Here is a 17,684-nt window from a genome sequence, read left to right as displayed (position 1 = left end):
CTTTTTTTCGCAGGCTGAACCCGTTCGGACCGGACTCCGGCACCCGCGGCGCTTCGGATTGATCCGGCGTATACGTAAACCGAAAACGGTTCACAAAGCAATTGCCGAACTTTTACGAAAACGTTATAGTAAAACGGGGAGACCGGAACGGGGCGCTTCTGCCCGGGATCAAGCAGAGGTCCGGATCTTGACGAAACCGTATACATCCATAGGAGTGATGAACCATGTTGAATAGAATCGACTTGTCCGGCTCGTGGAAGCTGGCTTTGGACGCCGAGAAACGGGGCCTGCCGCAAACGCAGACGTTCGACGACGCGATCGAGCTGCCCGGCACGACTTCGCATGCCCGCAAAGGGCCGCGCAATGAAGAGAGATTGATCGGCTCGCTTACGGATGCCTACAAATTCGAAGGGTATGCCTGGTTCCAAAAAGAAATCGAAATTCCGGAGGAATGGGCGCCGCGGACCGCTTGGCTTCACCTGGAACGTACGCGCGTTACAACGGTGTGGTTGAACGGAGAAGAATTGGGAAGCCAAGGCAGCCTCAACGCGCCGCATGTGTATGACTTGACGGGCAAACTGCGCGCCGGCAACGCGACGCTGACGGTCCGCGTGGACAATACGGATTATCCGACCAAGGGCGGCCATATGACTTCTCCGGATACGCAGACGAACTGGAACGGGATCACGGGCGCGATTGAGCTTCAGTTCTACGGCCCGGCCTATCTGAAGCAGATGCGTACCTACCCGAATGTCGACGATCGCAGCGTTCGCATCACGGCGCAGATCGAAGGCGGGGAAGCGTCGGGGCTGCGTTTGTCCGCGGTCAGCTTCAACGGCGAGACGGTACATACGGCGCAGACGCTGGACGTGAAAACGGATGGCCGTACGCTCGACGTGGAATATCCGCTGGGTGCGGACGCCAAACTGTGGAGCGAATGGACGCCGGAGCTGTACCGCCTCAAGCTGGAACTGCTCGGCGAAGACGGCAGCGTGATCGATGTGACGCAGAGCGTCTTCGGACTGCGCGCGTTCAAATCGGCCGGCGACAAGTTCGAGATCAACGGACGCCGCACGTTCCTGCGCGGCAAACACGACGGCCTTATTTTCCCGCTGACCGGCTATGCGCCGACCGACGTGGACGAGTGGGTGCGGATCTTGAACATTTCCAAATCTTACGGCATGAACCATTACCGCTTCCACACCGCCTGCCCCCCGGAAGCGGCGTTCGTCGCGGCGGACCTGCTGGGCATCTATATGGAGCCGGAACTGCCGTTCTGGGGCACGGTGACGGAGCCGGGCGACGAGAACCATAACCAGGCCGAGCAGGATTACCTGATCGAAGAAGGGTATGCCATTCTCCAAGCGTTCGGCAACCATCCGTCGTTCGTCATGTTCTCGCTCGGCAACGAATTATGGGGCAGCCGCCCGAAGATCGATTCGATCCTCAAAGGCTACAAAGAGTTCGACGGCCGTCCGCTGTATACGCAGGGATCGAACAATCACCAGTGGGTGCCGGAACTGCTCGAACATGACGATTTCTTCTGCGGCGTGCGGTTCTCGCGCGAGCGCAGATTCCGGGGTTCGTACGCGATGTGCGACGCGCCGCAGGGACATGTGCAGCTCGCACCTCCGGGCACGATGGCGGATTACGACGAGCCGATCTCGCCTTCGCGCCTGCAAAGCGCAGACGGGGAAGACGGCGGCGCGAAAACGATCCAGATCCAATACGGCACGGAGATGAAAACGGTCGAAGCCGAAGGCGACGGCGGAGACTGGATCTCGCCGCTTCCGGTCGTCTCGCACGAGATCGGACAGTACGGAACGTTCCCGAACTTCGACGAGATCGACAAATACACGGGACCGCTGCAGGCGGAGAATTTCAAGATTTTCCGCGAGCGGCTGGAGGAAAAAGGTCTTGGCCACCTGGCCCGCGCCTATTTCGAAAATTCCGGCAAGTTGGCGATGGACTGCTACAAGGAAGAGCTGGAAGCGGCACTGCGCTCGCGCAAACTGGCCGGGTTCCAACTGCTTGACCTGCAGGACTTCAGCGGGCAGGGCACGGCTCTTGTCGGCGCTTTGGACGCCTTCATGGATTCCAAAGGGCTCATCACGCCGGAAGACTGGCGTTCGTTCTGCGACGACGCGGTGCTGCTGGCGCGTTTCCCGTCGTACAACCTGGTCGGCGGCGAAGAATTCCGCGCGGCCGTGGAGCTGAGCTGGTACCGCGAAGCGGCACCGGGCATGATCCATGTGGAGTGGGAGCTGGCTGCAGGCAAAGAGACGTTGGGCGAAGGCACGCTTTCGGCGGAATTGACGCAAAGCGGCGACGTATTCGAAGTTGGAAACGTGGAGCTTGCGCTTGCTCCGGTGCAGACGATGCAGAGAGCCGAGCTGTCGCTGCGCATCAAAGGGACAAACGTGTACAAACAGTACGAACTATGGATTTATCCGTCCGGCGTTCAGGCGGACTTCGGCGGCATCCATGTCTTCGAGACGCTCACGGACGAAGCGATAGCGCAGCTCGCGGCCGGCGGCAAAGTGCTGCTGATGCCGAGTCCGGCCGTTCTGGAAAACGCGATCGAAGGTACGTACGCGTCGGACTTCTGGTGCTACCCGATGTTCCGCTCGATCTCGGAAAGCATGGAGCGCAAAGTGCCGGTCGGCACGCACGGTCTGCTGATCCGCAGCGAACATCCGGCCCTGCGAGACTTCCCTTCGGCCACCCATTCGACATACGCCTGGTGGAACGTCGTCATGAATTCGCGTTCGATCATTCTCGACGGCACTTCGTCGGAATGGGAACCGATCGTGCAGACGATCGACAACTTCGAGCGCAACCACAAGCTCGGCCTGCTGTTCGAATGCAAGACCGGCGGCGGCAGCCTGATCGTCTGCGCCGTCGACGCGGCCGCGGCCGGGCAGTCGCCGGACGGTCGTCAGTTCCTGCACAGCCTGGCGAACTACGCGCGTTCGGACGGGTTCAATCCGTCGTTCGAGATCGGCTTGGATGAGCTGGCGGCGATGATTCGCTAGATCGGCGCAATACGCCGGTCCGGGTTCGCGGCCGAGCCGCTGCCTCGGCGGAAGTCGCACAGCGGCATTCGCGGAAATAACCACATGCGATCGGCAGTCTGACCGGAGCGGATGCAGTCGCGGAAATAACGGCGCAGCCGCAGCTAATTAGCCGCAGTGGGTTTTGTCGCGGCAAACAGCTGCGCTGCGGCAGCGATTTTGGCCAAAACCGTCTTTGGAGCCGCCAAAAGAGCCGATTAAGTGTTATGGCAGTGTTGCGGCGCAGGTATTTGGCGAAAAGGAGTGTCTTTCGTCAAATTAACTGTTCATTGGCACTAATTTCATGCGCAAGCGGTCGGCTGACCCCAAAATAAAGGTTTGTCAAAAAAAGAGCGTTTGCCGCTGAGGCAAACGCTCTTTTTTTATTTATTGCTTGGACTTGCTGTTTGGATGTATAAAGGAGCATCTGCCCAACCGGCAGATGTTCCTTTTTGGTATCTCCTCTTATGCCCGGCCCGCCCGGGTCTCCGCGCAGCGGCTTCAATCGCGGCCTTTTTCCTCCGGCTCCGTCCGCTTAAAATCCGTCCGCTGCGGCGAATAAGGCTGGATCGGTACGTTCATGACCGAGATCGGCACTTCGAGATGCTGGCCGGTCTGGATGCCGTAAGGCGTGTCCATGCGATTGACTCTGAGCAGGTCGTCGACGCTCATCTTATACTGCTCGGCGATATAGCCGAGCGTCTCGCCGCTTGCGACGAGATGCGGCCTGCGCAGCTTCTCGATCCGGCAGGCGGACTGTTTGAACGTCGGCTGCTTGGACAGCGGATCGACGAAGTCCGCCGTCAGGTCGTTCGCGGCCTGATTGCTTTCCCAACTGCCGAAATGAAACGGTACGAACAGCAGGCCGCGCTGCACGGCGTCGCCGATCTTCGCCGGCACTTCGATCCAGCCGCGCGGCGAAACGACGCGCACGACTTCGCCTTCGATGATGTCCAGCTCGCGGGCATCGTCGGTATGGATCTCCACGTAGCCGTGCGGAGCGGCGGCCTGCAGATAGGGCGAGCGCCCTGTCTTGGTGCGCGTATGCCAATGCCAGACGAGGCGGCCCGTCGTCAGCCACAGCGGGAAGTCGCCGCCGGGCTGCTCGGACGGCGGATTATAACGGGTCGCGTGCAGGATCGCGCGCCCGTTCGGCTGCTTCGCTTCGTATTCGACTTTGGTCAGCGCGCGTCCGGTGAACTGATCTTTGGTGTAGCTCTGCGCATACTCGGGAGAAGTCGGGAACTTGAAGTCCTCGTACAATCGCGCCGTACCGCCGGGCTTTTGCTCCGTCGTCGGCCAGCGCAGCCCGTTATGCCGCTCCAGCTTGCCGTACGTCATGCCCGTCATGTCGCACGGACGTCCCGCGGAGACGGTCTTCCATTCTTCGAACGCTTCTTCCGGCGTCGAATAGCCGATCAGCGGCTGTCCGTCTTGGTCGCGGAAGTCCATGCGCCGCGCAAAATCGATCAGGATATCGAGATCGGTCCGTACGCCTTCGGGCGGATCGACCGCTTTGCGCAGCAGATTGATGCGCCGGTCGGCATTCTCCATCGTGCCTTCTTTTTCGCCCCACATGGCGGCCGGCAGCACAACGTCCGCGACTTTGGACGTCTCGGTCAGGAAATGGTCCTGCATGATGAGGAACACTTTTTCCAAAGCCTTCCTGGCCCGTTTGCGGTTGGGCAGGGAGACGAGCGGATTGGTGCCGATATTCCAGAACACGTCGATCTGGTCCTGTTCGATCATCTCCAGCTGTTCTTCGATCCCTTTCTCGGGACCGGCGGGCAGATTCATGGGATCGACGTTCCACAGCCGTCCCATCTCGCCCAGATGCTGCGGGTTCATCGGATTGCGGTTGGCCGGATACGTGCCGACGCCGCCCGCCGTACGGTTCGCCGACGAACTCGGCTGGCCGGCCATATGCAGCGGCCCGCAGCCGGGGCGTCCGATCAAGCCGCGTACCAGATGCATGTTGTTGATCGCCACGCAGGCGGTCGTCGCGTCCGCGCTCTGGAAAGCGCCCTGCAGCGTGGTCGTGACAAGCGAAGGTGTCTCGGACAGGATGCGTCCCGCTTCGAGCAGCGTCCCGAGCGGAATGCCGGTCGCTTCCGACGTCCGCTCCGGCGTCCATTCGTCGAGCGCATCCGACATTTCCGCAAAGCCGATCGTATGCGCGGCGATAAAATCTTCGTCGGCCGCGCCGTTTTCCAGCATGATCCGCAGCAGCCCGTTCAGCAATGGAACATTGGTGCCCGGAATCAACTGCAGATGCAGATCCGCGCCCCGCACGGTCAGGGTGCGGCGGGGATCGACGGCGATGATGAACGGTTTGCCGGTGCGCGCTTTGCGGTCCATGATCCGCTCGTGCAGAACGGTCCCGGTCTCGGCGACGTTATGCCCGAACAGCATCAGCGTGTCGGTCTCGTCCACGTCGTCGTAGGAAGCGGGCGTTCCGTCCGCGCCGAACGACTGCAGCAGGCAGAACTCCGTCGTGGCTGTGCACAGCCGTGTATTGGCGTCGAGCAGATGGGTGCCGATGCCGGCCCGGCCGATCTTGGCAATCGTATAATAGTCTTCCAGGAACGCCTGCCCCGTGGAATAGATCGCGACGCTGTTCGGTCCTTTTTCCGAGATAGCGTTTTTCATTTTGTTTACGATCAGATTCATCGCTTCGTCCCAAGAGGCGGGGAGCAGCTCCCCGAGTTCGTTGCGAATCAGCGGGGAGAGCAGACGGTCCGGACTTGCATTGGCCTGCCATTGATGCTCGCCCTTCGGGCCGAGACGCCCGCGGTTGATCGAATGCTTGCCGTTGCCGCGGATCCCGACGATCTGCTCGTCCTTGACGGCAATCTCGCAGCCGCAGCCGACCGAGCAGAGATTGCACGTGCTGTACACCCAGCGATCCACTTCGCCCTGACTGTAGACGTTCATGTCGATCCGTTCTTTTTGCCAGCTCATCGAAGACCTCCCGTCCGCGGCTGATAGAGAGCGGGGATGACGAACTTGATCTTCTCGGCTCCGTAGATCCGCTCCATTTCCGCCGCCGCTTTTTTTAAGGTGCTTTTCATAGCGGGAAAACGGTTCTCAAGCTTCGCCGCTTCTTCCGAATCTTCGTGATCCATCCAATCCACCGCGCGGAGCCAGGCCCTGAACGTCGATTCGATGATCTCGTCGTTTAGATAGACGACCGAACAATCTGTCTTGAAATCTTCGAGTCCGTCGCCGCGTTCCAGCTTCGGAAGAAGGTTCTCGAGCGCTTGGTGCTCTTCTTTGAGGGAAGCGCGGAACAAGGCGACGAGCGGATGGGACCTGTCTGCCGTTTCATCCAGCACCGATCTCACTTCCTCATAGACCTGCGCGAAAAGCTGATGCAGCTTATTCATAACATTCCTCCTTTTCGGATTTGCCTGTTCGAATCTGCGACTATGCTCAAGATTACATACCCGCAGACCGCTTTGCGTTAACAAGCGCGGCCAATCGGCGGATTCGGACCGATTACACATTAAGCGTTGCTTTCGGCATACGTATGCGATATATTGCATGTAACGAATTTGTTTAGCGGTGAAAAAAGGAGGTAAGCCGTTGCCGATTCCCAAAGACTTTGCGGCTCCCGCAAGAATTTCGGCGAAAGGAAGAGCATTCGATCAAATTCAACGCTGGATTATCGACGGCACGATCCGGCCCGGCGAGAAACTGCTCGAAGCCGAACTCGGCGAATCGCTGGGCGTCAGCCGGACCCCGATTCGCGAAGCTTTTCAGTTATTGGAGATGAGAGGGCTGGTCGCCGCTTACCCCGGACGGGAGACGAGAGTGACGCTGATCGAGAAAGAAGACATTTTCAAGCTGTATTCGACCCTGGCGGCTCTGCATGCGCTGGCCGCGGAAGTCGCGGCTCCACTCGTTCGCCCGGAAGAGATCGAACGTTTGAGCGCGCTGAACGCCGAATTCGAACAAGCGGTCGTCCGCGGCCAGCCTTATGGGGCGATGGAGGCGGATGAGCAATTTCACAACCTGATCGTCGAATTATCCGATAATCCGTATACCGCAAGTTTCAGCGATTCGCTTCAAGTGCATATCCGGCGTTTCAAATACGTGTTTTTGAAGCAGCCGATCGACTCGACGCAGGCTTCGGTCGACGAACATCTCCGGATTATCGAGGCTTTCCGGAGCGGGAACGCCGCACAGGCGCGCGAAGCGATGAGAAGCAATTTGATCCGCCCGATGCGCGAATTGCAACGCCTGCTTTGATACTTCATTCAGATAGGAGCGAATAATAATGGATCAAACTACAGGAAATTCGAAAGATTTGAGAATTCGCAGCAAAGCGATCAGCGAGGGAGCCAACCGCATGCCGAACCGGGCGATGCTGCGCGCGGTAGGTTTTACGGACGAGGATTTCAAAAAGCCGATGATCGGCGTGGCCAGCACGTGGAGCGAAGTGACGCCGTGCAACATGCATATCAACGACCTGGCTTTCCGCGCCAAAAAAGGCGTGAAAGACAGCGGCGGCGCGCCGCTCGTCTTCAATACGATCACCGTGTCGGACGGCATCTCGATGGGACACGAAGGCATGCTGTTCTCGCTGCCGAGCCGCGAAGCGATCGCCGATTCGATCGAGATTGTCACCGGAGCGGAGCGCTTCGACGCCTTGGTCGCCGTCGGCGGCTGCGACAAAAATACGCCGGCCTGCCTGATGGCGATGGGACGCTTGAACGTGCCGTCCGTGTACGTCTACGGCGGCACGATTCAACCGGGAATTTTGGACGGCAAAAAAATCGACATCGTCTCCGCGTTCGAAGCGGTCGGCCAGTATCAGGACGGACGCCTGAGCGAAGAAGAGCTCCATAAAGTGGAGTGCAGCGCTTGTCCGGGACCCGGCGCTTGCGGAGGCATGTACACCGCCAATACGATGGCCGCTTCCGCGGAAGCGATGGGAATGAGCCTGCCGGGTTCGTCGTCGACGCCCGCGATTTCGCCAGACAAAGCGGAAGAATGCGAGAAAGCCGGAGCCGCGGTCATCAACTTGCTGGAGAAAGGCATCTATCCGCGCGACATCATGACCAAAGAAGCGTTCGAGAACGCGATCACGGTCGTGATGGCGCTCGGCGGATCGACGAACGCGTTCCTGCATCTGCTGGCGATGGCCCACTCGGTCGAAGTCGATCTGACGCTGGACGATTTCGAACGCATTCGCCTGCAGGTGCCGCATCTGGCCGACTTGAAGCCGAGCGGCGCCCACGTCATGCAGGATCTGAACGATATCGGCGGCGTGCCGGGCGTCATGAAGATGCTGTTGGAACAAGGGCTGCTGCACGGGGACTGCATGACCGTGACCGGGCGGACCCTGGCGGAGAATCTGGCCGACATGCCTTCTCTGCAGGAAGGCCAGGACGTCATTCGTCCGTTCGACCGTCCGCTGAAACCTAACGGCCCCCTGGTCGTGCTCAAAGGCAATCTGGCGCCGGACGGCGCGGTAGCCAAAATGTCGGGCATGAAAAAAACGCGCTTCACGGGTCCGGCCAAAGTGTACGACAGCGAGGACGAAGCCACGGCAGCCATCGAAAGAGACGAGATTCAAAAAGGCGACGTGCTGGTCATCCGCTACTGCGGGCCGAAAGGCGGACCGGGCATGCCGGAAATGCTGTCCGTAACCGCGATGATCGTCGGCCGGGGACTGGGCGGCGAAGTGGCGCTGATGACAGACGGCCGTTTCTCGGGCGGTTCGCACGGCTTCGTCGTCGGCCACGTTTCGCCGGAAGCGCAGGTGGGCGGACCGATCGCGCTGCTGCAAACGGACGACCTGGTGACGTTCGACAGCGAAAGCCGGGAAGTCACGATGGAAGTGGGCGAAGAGGAACTGGCCGCCCGCGCGAAAGCCTGGGTGCAGCCTCCTTACAAAGTGTCTTCGGGCGTGCTCGCCAAATACGCGAGACTGGTATCTTCGGCGTCCAAGGGCGCGGTCACCGATCTGTTCGAAGACTGAGGGGGTTAACGAATGAGCGGGCATCCGGACAGGACGGAAAAAGAAAAAGCGGCCGCGGGGCTGCTCTACGACAACAACAACGATCCGCAGCTCGTCCGCGAGCGCATTTACTGCAAATCGCTCTGCTTCGAGCACAATCAGCTCAATCCGTTGAAGCTCGATGAGCGCGAAGCGATGATCCGCAAGATCGTAGCCAAGGCGGAAGGTTCATTCGTGATCGAACAGCCTTTTTACTGCGACCTGGGTTATCATATCGAGTTCGGACAGAACTTTTATGCCAACCACAATCTGATTATTCTCGATGCGGCCAAAGTCACGTTCGGAGACAATGTCTTTATCGCGCCCAACTGCGGTTTTTATACGGCGGGGCATCCGCTCGATATCGAGCAGCGCAATCAGGGACTGGAATACGCGTATCCGATTACGGTAGAAGACAATGTCTGGATCGGCGGGAATGTCGTGGTGCTGCCCGGCGTGACGATCGGGGCCGGCAGCGTTATCGGAGCAGGCAGCGTGGTCAATCGGAATATTCCGCCGGGCGTGATCGCCGCGGGCAATCCGTGCCGGGTGATCCGCGAGATTACCGGGGAAGACCGCAGCAAGTACAACCGGGTCTGACCGCAAGCCAACCGGACAATCGCCGAAATCGTCTCTTTCCCAACCGTTCAAACGGTTCTTCTGCGGGTTATCTTATAGGGAGAAGACGATCATACGTAGGAAAGAGGAGACATCGCCATGAAAAAAATGCTGAATATGCTGCTCGCGGTCGGAGTGCTGTCGGCTGTGATGGGCTGCGGAGCGGACAACGGAGACGACGGCGACATGGACAACGATACGGAAAACCAAGAGATGAACGATACGAACGACGATAACGACGGTGACGATTGACGGAGGAAGGCAATGAACAGGCAGGAACTGATCGAGCGCTGCCTGGAGTTTCCGGGCGCGTACGAAGATTATCCGTTCGACGAGACCTGGACGGTGATGCGGCACGGCGGCAACAAGAAATCGTTCGCGTTTATTTACGAGCGGGAAGGCCATGCCTGCGCCAATCTCAAGTGCGAGCCGATGCGGGCCGCCATGCTGCGGGATCTGCACGAAGAGATCCGGCCCGGCTATCATATGAACAAAGAACACTGGAATACGGTGATTCTCGACGGCGCGCTGGGCGAAGAAGATATTCTGGACCTGGTACGCCGCAGTTTCGAACTGACCCGGCCGAAGATTTCGAAAAAACGGCAGACTGCGGATTTTTGAAGCGAAAAAAGTATCTTTGCTGCGGCAGGGATACTTTTTTTTATGAAAAGAAATAAAATTAAAAATTAAACACCTGATAAATTCACAATAGTAAATCCAAAACCAAGCAAAACCCAAACCAAATCGAAAAAGCGGCCCCCTGGGTGATATCGGCTTGGTCGCAAGATCTGCATTGTGGATGAAGAATGGGCGGCGGTCAAACAGGGCTTGGAGCTTAAGATGCGGTAATTCGAACTTCGGGACTTAACAATGCTTCATACCAAAAACCCGGCCTTCTATAGAAGGCCGGGTTTTCGTTCTCAACATCTTTTGTTATCAAACGATCGAATTTAAACTCGGGACGCTTAACCTTCTACCGTTCGGCTCTTATCCGCATGCACGATCACGGTCTCGTCCGAACCGCGCTTCACATTCTTGATAAAGAACGACAGCAGCAGACCCACCGCGCCGATGCCGACGATCACCACATAAGCGTCGTTGATCCCGGAGATCTGCGCCTGGACAGCGATCTGCGACGGGTCGGCTCCGCTCTGCATCATGTCGGCCGCATGGCTCTTCGCGCGATCGGACATGACGGTGACAAGCAGCGAGGTGCCGATCGCTCCGGCCACCTGCCGGGTCGTGTTGCTGATCGCCGTGCCGTGGGCGTTCAAGCGGGGAGGCAGCTGATTGAGGCCGGCCGTCTGGAGCGGCATCATCATGAAAGCCATCCCGATCCGGCGGGCGGTGGACATAAGCACCAGATACGTATAGCTGGTCGTATCGGTCAGGTTGATAAACCCAAGCGTCGTGGCAATCACGATCGCCATCCCGATAATCGTCAGCCATTTGGCGCCGAACCGGTCGAACAGGCGTCCGGTGATCGGCATCAGCAGGCCCATGAGCAGCGCGCCCGGCAGCAGCAGCAGGCCGGACTCGATCGCCGTATAGCCGCGTGCGCTTTGCAGGTACAGCGGCAGCAGCATCATGTCCGCATACATAATCATGGTCACGGCGATACTGATGACGATCGTCAGCGAGAACATATTGAACTTGAATGCGCGCAGGTCGAGCAGCGGGGTCTTCATCTTGAGCTGTCTCCACGAGAAAGCGACAAGTCCGACCACGCCGACCGCGATCATGATCAAGACTTCGGCGCTGGACCAGCCGAGGCTGCCCGCACGGCTGAAGCCGTACAGCAGAGCGCCGAAACCGATCGTGGACATGATGACGCTAAGAGCGTCGAACTTGACGTTCACGCGTTCGCCGACATTGCGCAGATAGATGAAGCCGAGCACGATGACAATGACGGCCAGCGGGATCATGGCGTAGAACATCGTTTCCCAGGAATAATGTTCCAGGGTATAGCCGGCAAGCGTCGGTCCGATCGCCGGAGCGACGATAATGGCCAGACCGACAAGGCCCATGGCCGATCCGCGTTTCTCCGGCGGGAACAGCGCCAAGATGACGTTCATCAGCAGCGGCATGATGATGCCGGCGCCGGCCGCCTGGATCAATCGTCCGGTCAGCAGCATCGGGAAATCGCCGGCGAGCGCCGAGACGACCGTGCCGGCGAGGAAGATCATCATCGAAGCCTGGAACAGCTGGCGCGTCGAGAACTTTTGCATCAGATAAGCGGTGATCGGAATCAGCACGCCGTTGACCAGCAGATAGCCGGTTGTCAGCCACTGCGCCGTCGCGGCCGTAATATCGAAATCTTTCATCAGCTCCGGCGTGGCGACACTCATCAGCGTCTGATTTAGGGTCGCCAGGAAGGCGCCCAGAATCATGATGAACATGATCGGTCCTTTTCGGGCCGATCCGGTGTCGATGGTAGGGGTACTGCTCAATTTCTCTCCGTCCTCTCATTTTGGGCTAGACTTTTTTTACAACGTGTCGGATAATCGACATTGCATAAACCAGATTATAATCATGCGAAGACCTTCCTTACAAGCGACACTTTTCACGAAAATGTAAATTAGTTTGCACAAAAGGGACAGAGTGTTGTTTAAAATTCGAATAATATACACAACAAACGAATGTGTAAATAAAAACATATGAAAAGGAAGCGCAACCATGAGCGAACCGAAAGAAAAAAGGACCGACCCCAGAGTGCTGCGCACCCGCCAGCTGCTCAAAGACGCCTTGATCGAACTCATGCAGGAGATGGATGTGGACAAGATTACCGTCAACCGGATCGCGGAGCGGGCGACGATCAACCGGGTGACTTTTTATCTGCATTACAAAGATATCCACGATATGCTGGAGACGATGGCGGACGAGATGGCGCAGGATGTGGAGCGCGTGATGACGCGCACGATCGAACAGCATCGAAACGGCACGAACGAGACGATGCTGCTGGGTCTGCTCGAACATATTGCGGCCAATGCGGATTTCTACAAAGTCGTCTTGGGAGCCGGGAAAACGCCTGTTTTTCATGAGCGTCTCTTGAACGTATTCGTCAGCAAGATCCGAACAGGTATCCAGGAAATGCCGGTCAAGAACAGTCAGGTTCAGCCCGATGTCGCGATCTGGTTCGGTTCCGCCGCCCTGATCGGCACCATCGCAGGCTGGCTGCGCAGCGATATGCCGTATACGCCGTCATTCATGGCCAAGCAGTTCGCCCTGTTGTTCCGCGTCAGCCCCTAACGAAGAGGAGAAATCGAAATGGACTTGAACAAAATCAACTCTTTGACCAAATACCCGAGCATCCTGACCGGGCATTGACCGTTTTTTATCAGGAATCCTATGGCGGCAAGACCAAAGCTTCCAAAAATTATTCCGGCAACAAAACGCAAAACTACCGGGTGTTCGATGTTTTTTCGCTGAACCGGGAAGAACTGGACGCGCTGCTTGCACAGCCCCAGGAGAAAATAGCGCAGTGGCGCGATCACGGGAACCGGCCTTTTTACAATGAGCAGGCCAAGGAAAGAATTGTCGACTCCCTGGACCTGCAGGCGGCTCCGCTGCTGGATACGGTCGACCGCGGCGAATTCCCGGTTTCTTTTGCCGACACGTTTGCTTATTTGAAAGGATTCGAACAGACTGAGGTAGGGATGGAAGTCGCCGGGAAAGCGGAAGGCCTCATCGTTCGGACCGTCGACCGCACCTGGATCCGCAAGATCCGCTTCGAAGACAACGAGCGAACGTTCAGAAAATAATACTTGTGAAAAAAAGTGCTTGGAATCACAAGGTCCTCCGATCCGCCCGCCTATACTGAAGAAGAAAAAGACGACAGACCCTTTATTCATCTTCATATACGGGAGGCACAAATCATGACCACCATGAATCAAACATTTAACGAAGAAACCTGGGTATCGGACATTGTCAGCCAGCAGCCGCGTACGGGCGACCTGTTCCGCGAGCTGCGGATCGACTTCTGCTGCGGCGGCAAAATGCCGATCAAGCAGGCGGCCGAAGAACGGGGACTCGACACCGCGGAAGTTCTGCGCCGGATCGAAGAGATCGGTCGGCAGGTGACCCAACATCAGGAAATGAAGCCGAATTCGCTGGAACCGCAGGAATTGATCGCACATATCCAGCGCAAGTACCATGAGACGCTGCGCCAGGAACTGCCGGCGCTCACGCCTTATGTGACGAAGCTTGCCCGCGTACACGGCGGCCATCGCCCTTATCTGCTGCGGGTGCAGGAGATCTTCTCCCTTCTCAAAAAAGAACTGCTGGAACATACCGAAGACGAAGACCGGAATGTGTTTCCGCTGCTGGCCGCTTATTTCCGGAATCCTTCCGCGGAAACGGCGGAGGCGCTTGCGCCTCACCTCAGCGAGCTGGAAAGCGAACATGAACAGGCGGGCGAACTGCTCAAGGAACTGCGCGAGATCACCGGCGATTTCGTGCCTCCGATGGATGCCTGCGGTACCCATCGCCTGGTACTCAGCCGCCTCGAAGCGCTGGAAAAAGACACATTCGAGCATATCCATATGGAAAACAACATTCTGTTCGATCAGGCGCGCAAAGCGATCTGACACAAATTTCCGTGCGTGGGATCGTGTAGATCGGGGCTGTCTGCTGCAGCTGTCATAAATTGAAAAAGGCTCCGCGAGTTTGCACTCGCCGGAGCCTTTTTGTCATCACGCGGATTTGAAATGAGAACGTCCGTAAAAGTTCATGTCTACCGTTTCGTTTACTTACCGGCTGGCGATGTCAAGTCGATCTTAAGCGCCAGGGCTTCCAGATACACCTTCTCCGCCTCGCTGTCGGCTCCGTCTGCCCGGACATAAGGCTTTATGACGATAAATTGCGATTGGCTCAGATCGGCACCGTAATTGGACGTATAGTTCATCACACCGTTTTCGAGCGAACCTTCTCCGCCTACGACATCGAGCACTTTACCTTGATCATCAACGACTTCGTAGGCGCTGTTCAGCAGAAGTTCTTCCTGCTTGGCGGCCGAAGCCGAAGCATCGCGAAGCGAGAGCGACGTACCGAGCTGCACCGTCGACGCTGTCACGTCGAGCGAATCAATGCTCAGCACGTATTGTTCATCGCTTGTGGACGGTCCGGGATTCAGATGCAGTTCGCGGCCCCCGTTGATTCGCTTGAACGGCACGGTTACGTTCAGCGGCTGCTGGCCAACCAACGAGATCGAGATCTGTCCGTCAAAATGCGTGCCGAGCTTCCGCGCCTGTTCGGTATTCAGCGGCAGATCCATCAGCATGCCGTACGTGTCGCCGTTTTTGTGTTCCGGGTTACTGTAGAAGACACCGTCCAGCTTGCCGATTCCTTCAAGACTTACATTCACCGTCTGCATGTTTTCTTCTAGTTTTCTTGCGCTCGGGATGCCCGGCACCGTCAGATCGACGGCAAACGCAAGCCGAGTTCCGTCGAAGATCGTTTCGCGTACGTTTAGACGAACGCCGTCGGCTGTGGTCGCAGCCGCATCGACAAACGAGCCCTGACTGCGTTCGCCCGCCGTACGCAGGCCCGCATCGCCCTCCATTTTGCTGAAGAGACTGCCAATCACGGGAATATCGCGGATCGTATCGGCCATGGCCGGCGAGACGAAGCCGGAAGCGAACAGCCCGGTAGATAAAGCGATGACCGAAGCGGCGGCTACAGCGGTGCGGCGAAGAAGAGAGAAACGGTGTTTCGTGCGCAAGATCGCCCGGACACCAGGACTTTCAATTTCGGCGGAACCGTCAGGCGTCGCAGGAGAATCGGGCAGCGAAGCGTAGACGTGATCCAGCCGGGAACGGACAAGCGGGGAAATCGGCATAGGGACCCGGCCGGCGCGGTTCAATTCGGCCTCCAGCTGCTGCTCGGTGTTAGACGGATTCATAATGCATACTCCCTTTCGGATTCGATTTGAATTTTTGCATCAAAGCTGCGCGTGCCCGCATCAGTCTCGTCTTGACCGCGCTTTCCGTCAATTCCAGCGTCTGTGCGGTCTGTGCCACACTCAAGTCTTCAAAATAATGCAGGATGACGACCGTGCGCTGCTTTTCTTCCAGCCGGTCGACCGCATCGCGCAGATCTACCCGGTCATAGTCGTTGGCAGAGGAAGCGGTGATCGGGAAGTCGGCGACCGAGACTGTCCTTTTCCGGCCTCTCAACAGGGTATTGCATTCGTTGATCAGGATGCGGAACATCCAGGTTCTGAAATAGTTCGGCTCCCGCAGGGAGGAGATCGACCGATAGGCTTTCAGGACCGTTTCCTGCATGGCGTCCGCGACGTCTTCGTTTTTTCTCAGCATGGACCAGGCCATATGATGCAGCGCTTCTTCATTCTGCCGCATCAGGGTGACAAAAGCGTCCCGGTCCCCGTCTCTCGCTCGCCGAATCAACTCTTCGTTTTCCAAACGGCATCGTTCCTTTCCAAGCTTTCTTTATCTTTTTTGTAAGTGAAGATAGACATTAGATGGGCGAGCCGGCCATTCGGTTACATCGGATAGCAAATAGACGCGGCAGAAAAGGAGGGTCCCGGCAAATAAAGCGGAAGATAAGCGGAAAAGGCAAAAGAAAAGTACAAAAAAACGCGGTTCTTTCGCTGCTTGGCGAAGAACCGCGTTTCGTGAAAGAGGAATGAGGCGGGGATAAAAAAGAAGCGGGGATTACACGCTGCGCACGAGCATCGATTTGTGGTGCGAGAACGTCTCGAAGCTCTGGCGGCCGTGATACGAACCCATGCCGCTTGCGCCGACGCCGCCGAAAGGCAGCTCATGCGAACTCATATGCAGCAGCGTCTCGTTCACGCAGCCGCCGCCGAAGGAGACCGTATTCAGCACGAGATCCTGTACGTCTTGATCCCGGGTGAACAGGTACAGCGCAAGCGGTTTCGGACGGTCGACGATCTCCTCCAGCACGGGAGCAAGGTCGGTATAGGTCATCACCGGCAGGATTGGACCAAAGATTTCTTCCTGCATCACCGGAGAGTTCCAGTCGATCCCGTGCAGCAGCGTAGGTTCGATCAGGCGCTGCTCGCGCACGGTCCGTCCGCCGATCAGCGCTTCGCCGTCAGTCAGGAAAAGGCTGAGCCGGTCGAAATTGCGTTCGTTGACGATATGCGGGAAGTCCGGATTCTGCGTCACGTCTTCGCCGTATTTGTCCGCGATCTCAAGCTTGATTCCGCGCAGCAGTTCTTCCCGGACGTCTTCGTGTACCAGCAGATAATCCGGTGCAACGCACGTCTGGCCCGCGTTCAGGAACTTGCCGCGAACGAGGCTTTGGGCCGCGCGCTGCAAATTGGCGTCTTTGTGCACGATCGCCGGGCTTTTGCCGCCCAGTTCAAGCGTGGTCGGCGTCAGATGTTCGGCGGCGGCGCGCATGACGACTTTTCCGACCGGCGTACTGCCGGTGAAGAAGATATAGTCGAATTGCTCGTGCAGCAGCTCCGTGCTTGTCTCGACTTCGCCTTCCATCGCGGCGATGTACTCGACAGGGAAGCAGTCGCGAATCAGCTCGGCGCTCACTTTCGAGACGGACGGCGTCAGCTCGGACGGCTTGAGCACCGCACAGTTGCCCGCGGAGATCGCTCCGACCAGCGGGGAGAAAGCGAGCTGGAACGGATAGTTCCATGGGGCAATCACAAGGGTGACGCCGTAAGGTTCGGGATGGATCGTGCTGGTGCCGCCGACGATTTGTTCCGAAGTCGGGACGACACGCGGAGCGGCCCACTGTTCCAGATTGGCAAGCGTATAATCCAGTTCGCCGAGGACCAGACGGATCTCCGAGCTGAAGCCTTCGGCTTCCGATTTGTTCAGATCGGCGCGCAGCGCGGCCAAAATGCGTGGCTGATACTCTTCGATCCCCCGGCGCAGGCGCTTGAGCGCCTCGATGCGGTAAGCGACGCTTTTCGTTTGACCCGTGCGGAAAAAGCGGCGCTGCCGCAAAACGAGATCGTGGGCGGTCATAGTCGATGGTGTCATAAGAAAGTCTCCTGTTCATTTATA

16 protein-coding genes are annotated in these 17,684 nt (G+C 57.7%); 9 read left to right on the top strand and 7 right to left on the bottom strand.

The genetic code is table 11. The features are described from left to right. Window positions 1–224: 224 nt before the first annotated feature. Entirely contained in the window at window positions 225–3,035 is a 2,811-nt protein-coding gene (locus HOP44_RS05280) for a glycoside hydrolase family 2 TIM barrel-domain containing protein (protein WP_172251135.1), read from the top strand. Window positions 3,036–3,327: 292 nt separating this feature from the next. Here HOP44_RS05280 and HOP44_RS05275 read toward each other — a convergent pair whose 3' ends face one another. The 3 genes from HOP44_RS05275 to HOP44_RS05265 are packed head-to-tail and all read right to left on the bottom strand — an operon-like array spanning window position 3,328 to window position 6,439. Continuing rightward, window positions 3,328–3,558, bottom strand: coding sequence for a hypothetical protein (locus HOP44_RS05275; RefSeq protein WP_172251133.1), 231 nt, complete (start codon window positions 3,556–3,558; stop codon window positions 3,328–3,330). Continuing rightward, window positions 3,555–6,014, bottom strand: coding sequence for a molybdopterin-dependent oxidoreductase (locus HOP44_RS05270; protein ID WP_172251131.1), 2,460 nt, complete (start codon window positions 6,012–6,014; stop codon window positions 3,555–3,557). The genes HOP44_RS05275 and HOP44_RS05270 overlap by 4 nt, the downstream gene beginning before the upstream one ends. Further along, entirely contained in the window at window positions 6,011–6,439 is a 429-nt protein-coding gene (locus tag HOP44_RS05265) for a hypothetical protein (protein ID WP_172251129.1), read from the bottom strand. Before HOP44_RS05265 ends, HOP44_RS05270 begins: the two co-directional genes overlap by 4 nt. Before the next feature lie 199 nt (window positions 6,440–6,638). On the opposite strand from HOP44_RS05265, the gene HOP44_RS05260 reads away from it, so the two are divergent. The 5 genes from HOP44_RS05260 (at window position 6,639) to HOP44_RS05240 (ending at window position 10,296) form a co-directional block, all read left to right on the top strand. Further along, window positions 6,639–7,304 (top strand): GntR family transcriptional regulator, encoded by a 666-nt coding sequence (locus HOP44_RS05260; protein ID WP_172251127.1) that lies wholly within the window; start codon window positions 6,639–6,641, stop codon window positions 7,302–7,304. Window positions 7,305–7,332: 28 nt separating this feature from the next. After that, window positions 7,333–9,039: a dihydroxy-acid dehydratase gene (gene ilvD / locus HOP44_RS05255; RefSeq protein ID WP_172251125.1), complete on the top strand. Its 1,707-nt coding sequence runs from the start codon at window positions 7,333–7,335 to the stop codon at window positions 9,037–9,039. Between the two features lie 12 nt (window positions 9,040–9,051). Then, on the top strand, window positions 9,052–9,657 hold the full coding sequence (locus HOP44_RS05250) for a sugar O-acetyltransferase (RefSeq protein ID WP_172251123.1): 606 nt from the start codon (window positions 9,052–9,054) through the stop codon (window positions 9,655–9,657). A 117-nt stretch (window positions 9,658–9,774) separates the two neighbouring features. Then, window positions 9,775–9,927 (top strand): hypothetical protein, encoded by a 153-nt coding sequence (locus tag HOP44_RS05245; RefSeq protein WP_172251121.1) that lies wholly within the window; start codon window positions 9,775–9,777, stop codon window positions 9,925–9,927. 12 nt (window positions 9,928–9,939) lie between these two features. Further along, window positions 9,940–10,296 (top strand): MmcQ/YjbR family DNA-binding protein, encoded by a 357-nt coding sequence (locus HOP44_RS05240; protein WP_172251119.1) that lies wholly within the window; start codon window positions 9,940–9,942, stop codon window positions 10,294–10,296. Between the two features lie 344 nt (window positions 10,297–10,640). Here HOP44_RS05240 and HOP44_RS05235 read toward each other — a convergent pair whose 3' ends face one another. Beyond that, the gene (locus HOP44_RS05235) at window positions 10,641–12,074 is read right to left on the bottom strand and encodes a DHA2 family efflux MFS transporter permease subunit (protein ID WP_172251598.1); all 1,434 of its coding nucleotides are present in this window, start codon (window positions 12,072–12,074) and stop codon (window positions 10,641–10,643) included. Between the two features lie 277 nt (window positions 12,075–12,351). Here HOP44_RS05235 and HOP44_RS05230 point away from each other — a divergent pair, with 277 nt between their 5' ends. The 3 genes from HOP44_RS05230 to ric all read left to right on the top strand — a co-directional run bounded on the left by HOP44_RS05230 (window position 12,352) and on the right by ric (window position 14,261). Further along, a complete protein-coding gene (locus tag HOP44_RS05230; RefSeq protein ID WP_172193670.1) occupies window positions 12,352–12,924 on the top strand; it encodes a TetR/AcrR family transcriptional regulator in 573 nt (190 codons plus the stop codon). 74 nt (window positions 12,925–12,998) lie between these two features. After that, a complete protein-coding gene (locus tag HOP44_RS05225; RefSeq protein ID WP_172251117.1) occupies window positions 12,999–13,436 on the top strand; it encodes a hypothetical protein in 438 nt (145 codons plus the stop codon). 114 nt (window positions 13,437–13,550) lie between these two features. Continuing rightward, entirely contained in the window at window positions 13,551–14,261 is a 711-nt protein-coding gene (ric, locus tag HOP44_RS05220) for an iron-sulfur cluster repair di-iron protein (RefSeq protein WP_425501809.1), read from the top strand. A gap of 158 nt (window positions 14,262–14,419) precedes the next feature. Here ric and HOP44_RS05215 read toward each other — a convergent pair whose 3' ends face one another. The 3 genes from HOP44_RS05215 to HOP44_RS05205 all read right to left on the bottom strand — a co-directional run bounded on the left by HOP44_RS05215 (window position 14,420) and on the right by HOP44_RS05205 (window position 17,660). Next, window positions 14,420–15,574 (bottom strand): DUF4179 domain-containing protein, encoded by a 1,155-nt coding sequence (locus HOP44_RS05215; protein ID WP_172251115.1) that lies wholly within the window; start codon window positions 15,572–15,574, stop codon window positions 14,420–14,422. After that, window positions 15,561–16,094: a sigma-70 family RNA polymerase sigma factor gene (locus HOP44_RS05210; RefSeq protein WP_172251113.1), complete on the bottom strand. Its 534-nt coding sequence runs from the start codon at window positions 16,092–16,094 to the stop codon at window positions 15,561–15,563. Before HOP44_RS05210 ends, HOP44_RS05215 begins: the two co-directional genes overlap by 14 nt. 252 nt (window positions 16,095–16,346) lie before the next feature. After that, complete coding sequence (locus tag HOP44_RS05205; RefSeq protein ID WP_246369575.1) at window positions 16,347–17,660, bottom strand: aldehyde dehydrogenase; 1,314 nt, start codon at window positions 17,658–17,660, stop codon at window positions 16,347–16,349. Window positions 17,661–17,684 lie beyond the last annotated feature (24 nt).

Origin of the sequence: Saccharibacillus deserti, from assembly GCF_013618475.1 — a bacterium.
Classification (GTDB): domain Bacteria; phylum Bacillota; class Bacilli; order Paenibacillales; family Paenibacillaceae; genus Saccharibacillus; species Saccharibacillus deserti.
Note: the sequence above shows the minus strand (reverse complement) of the source record. Positions and strands in the feature narration are given on the sequence as shown.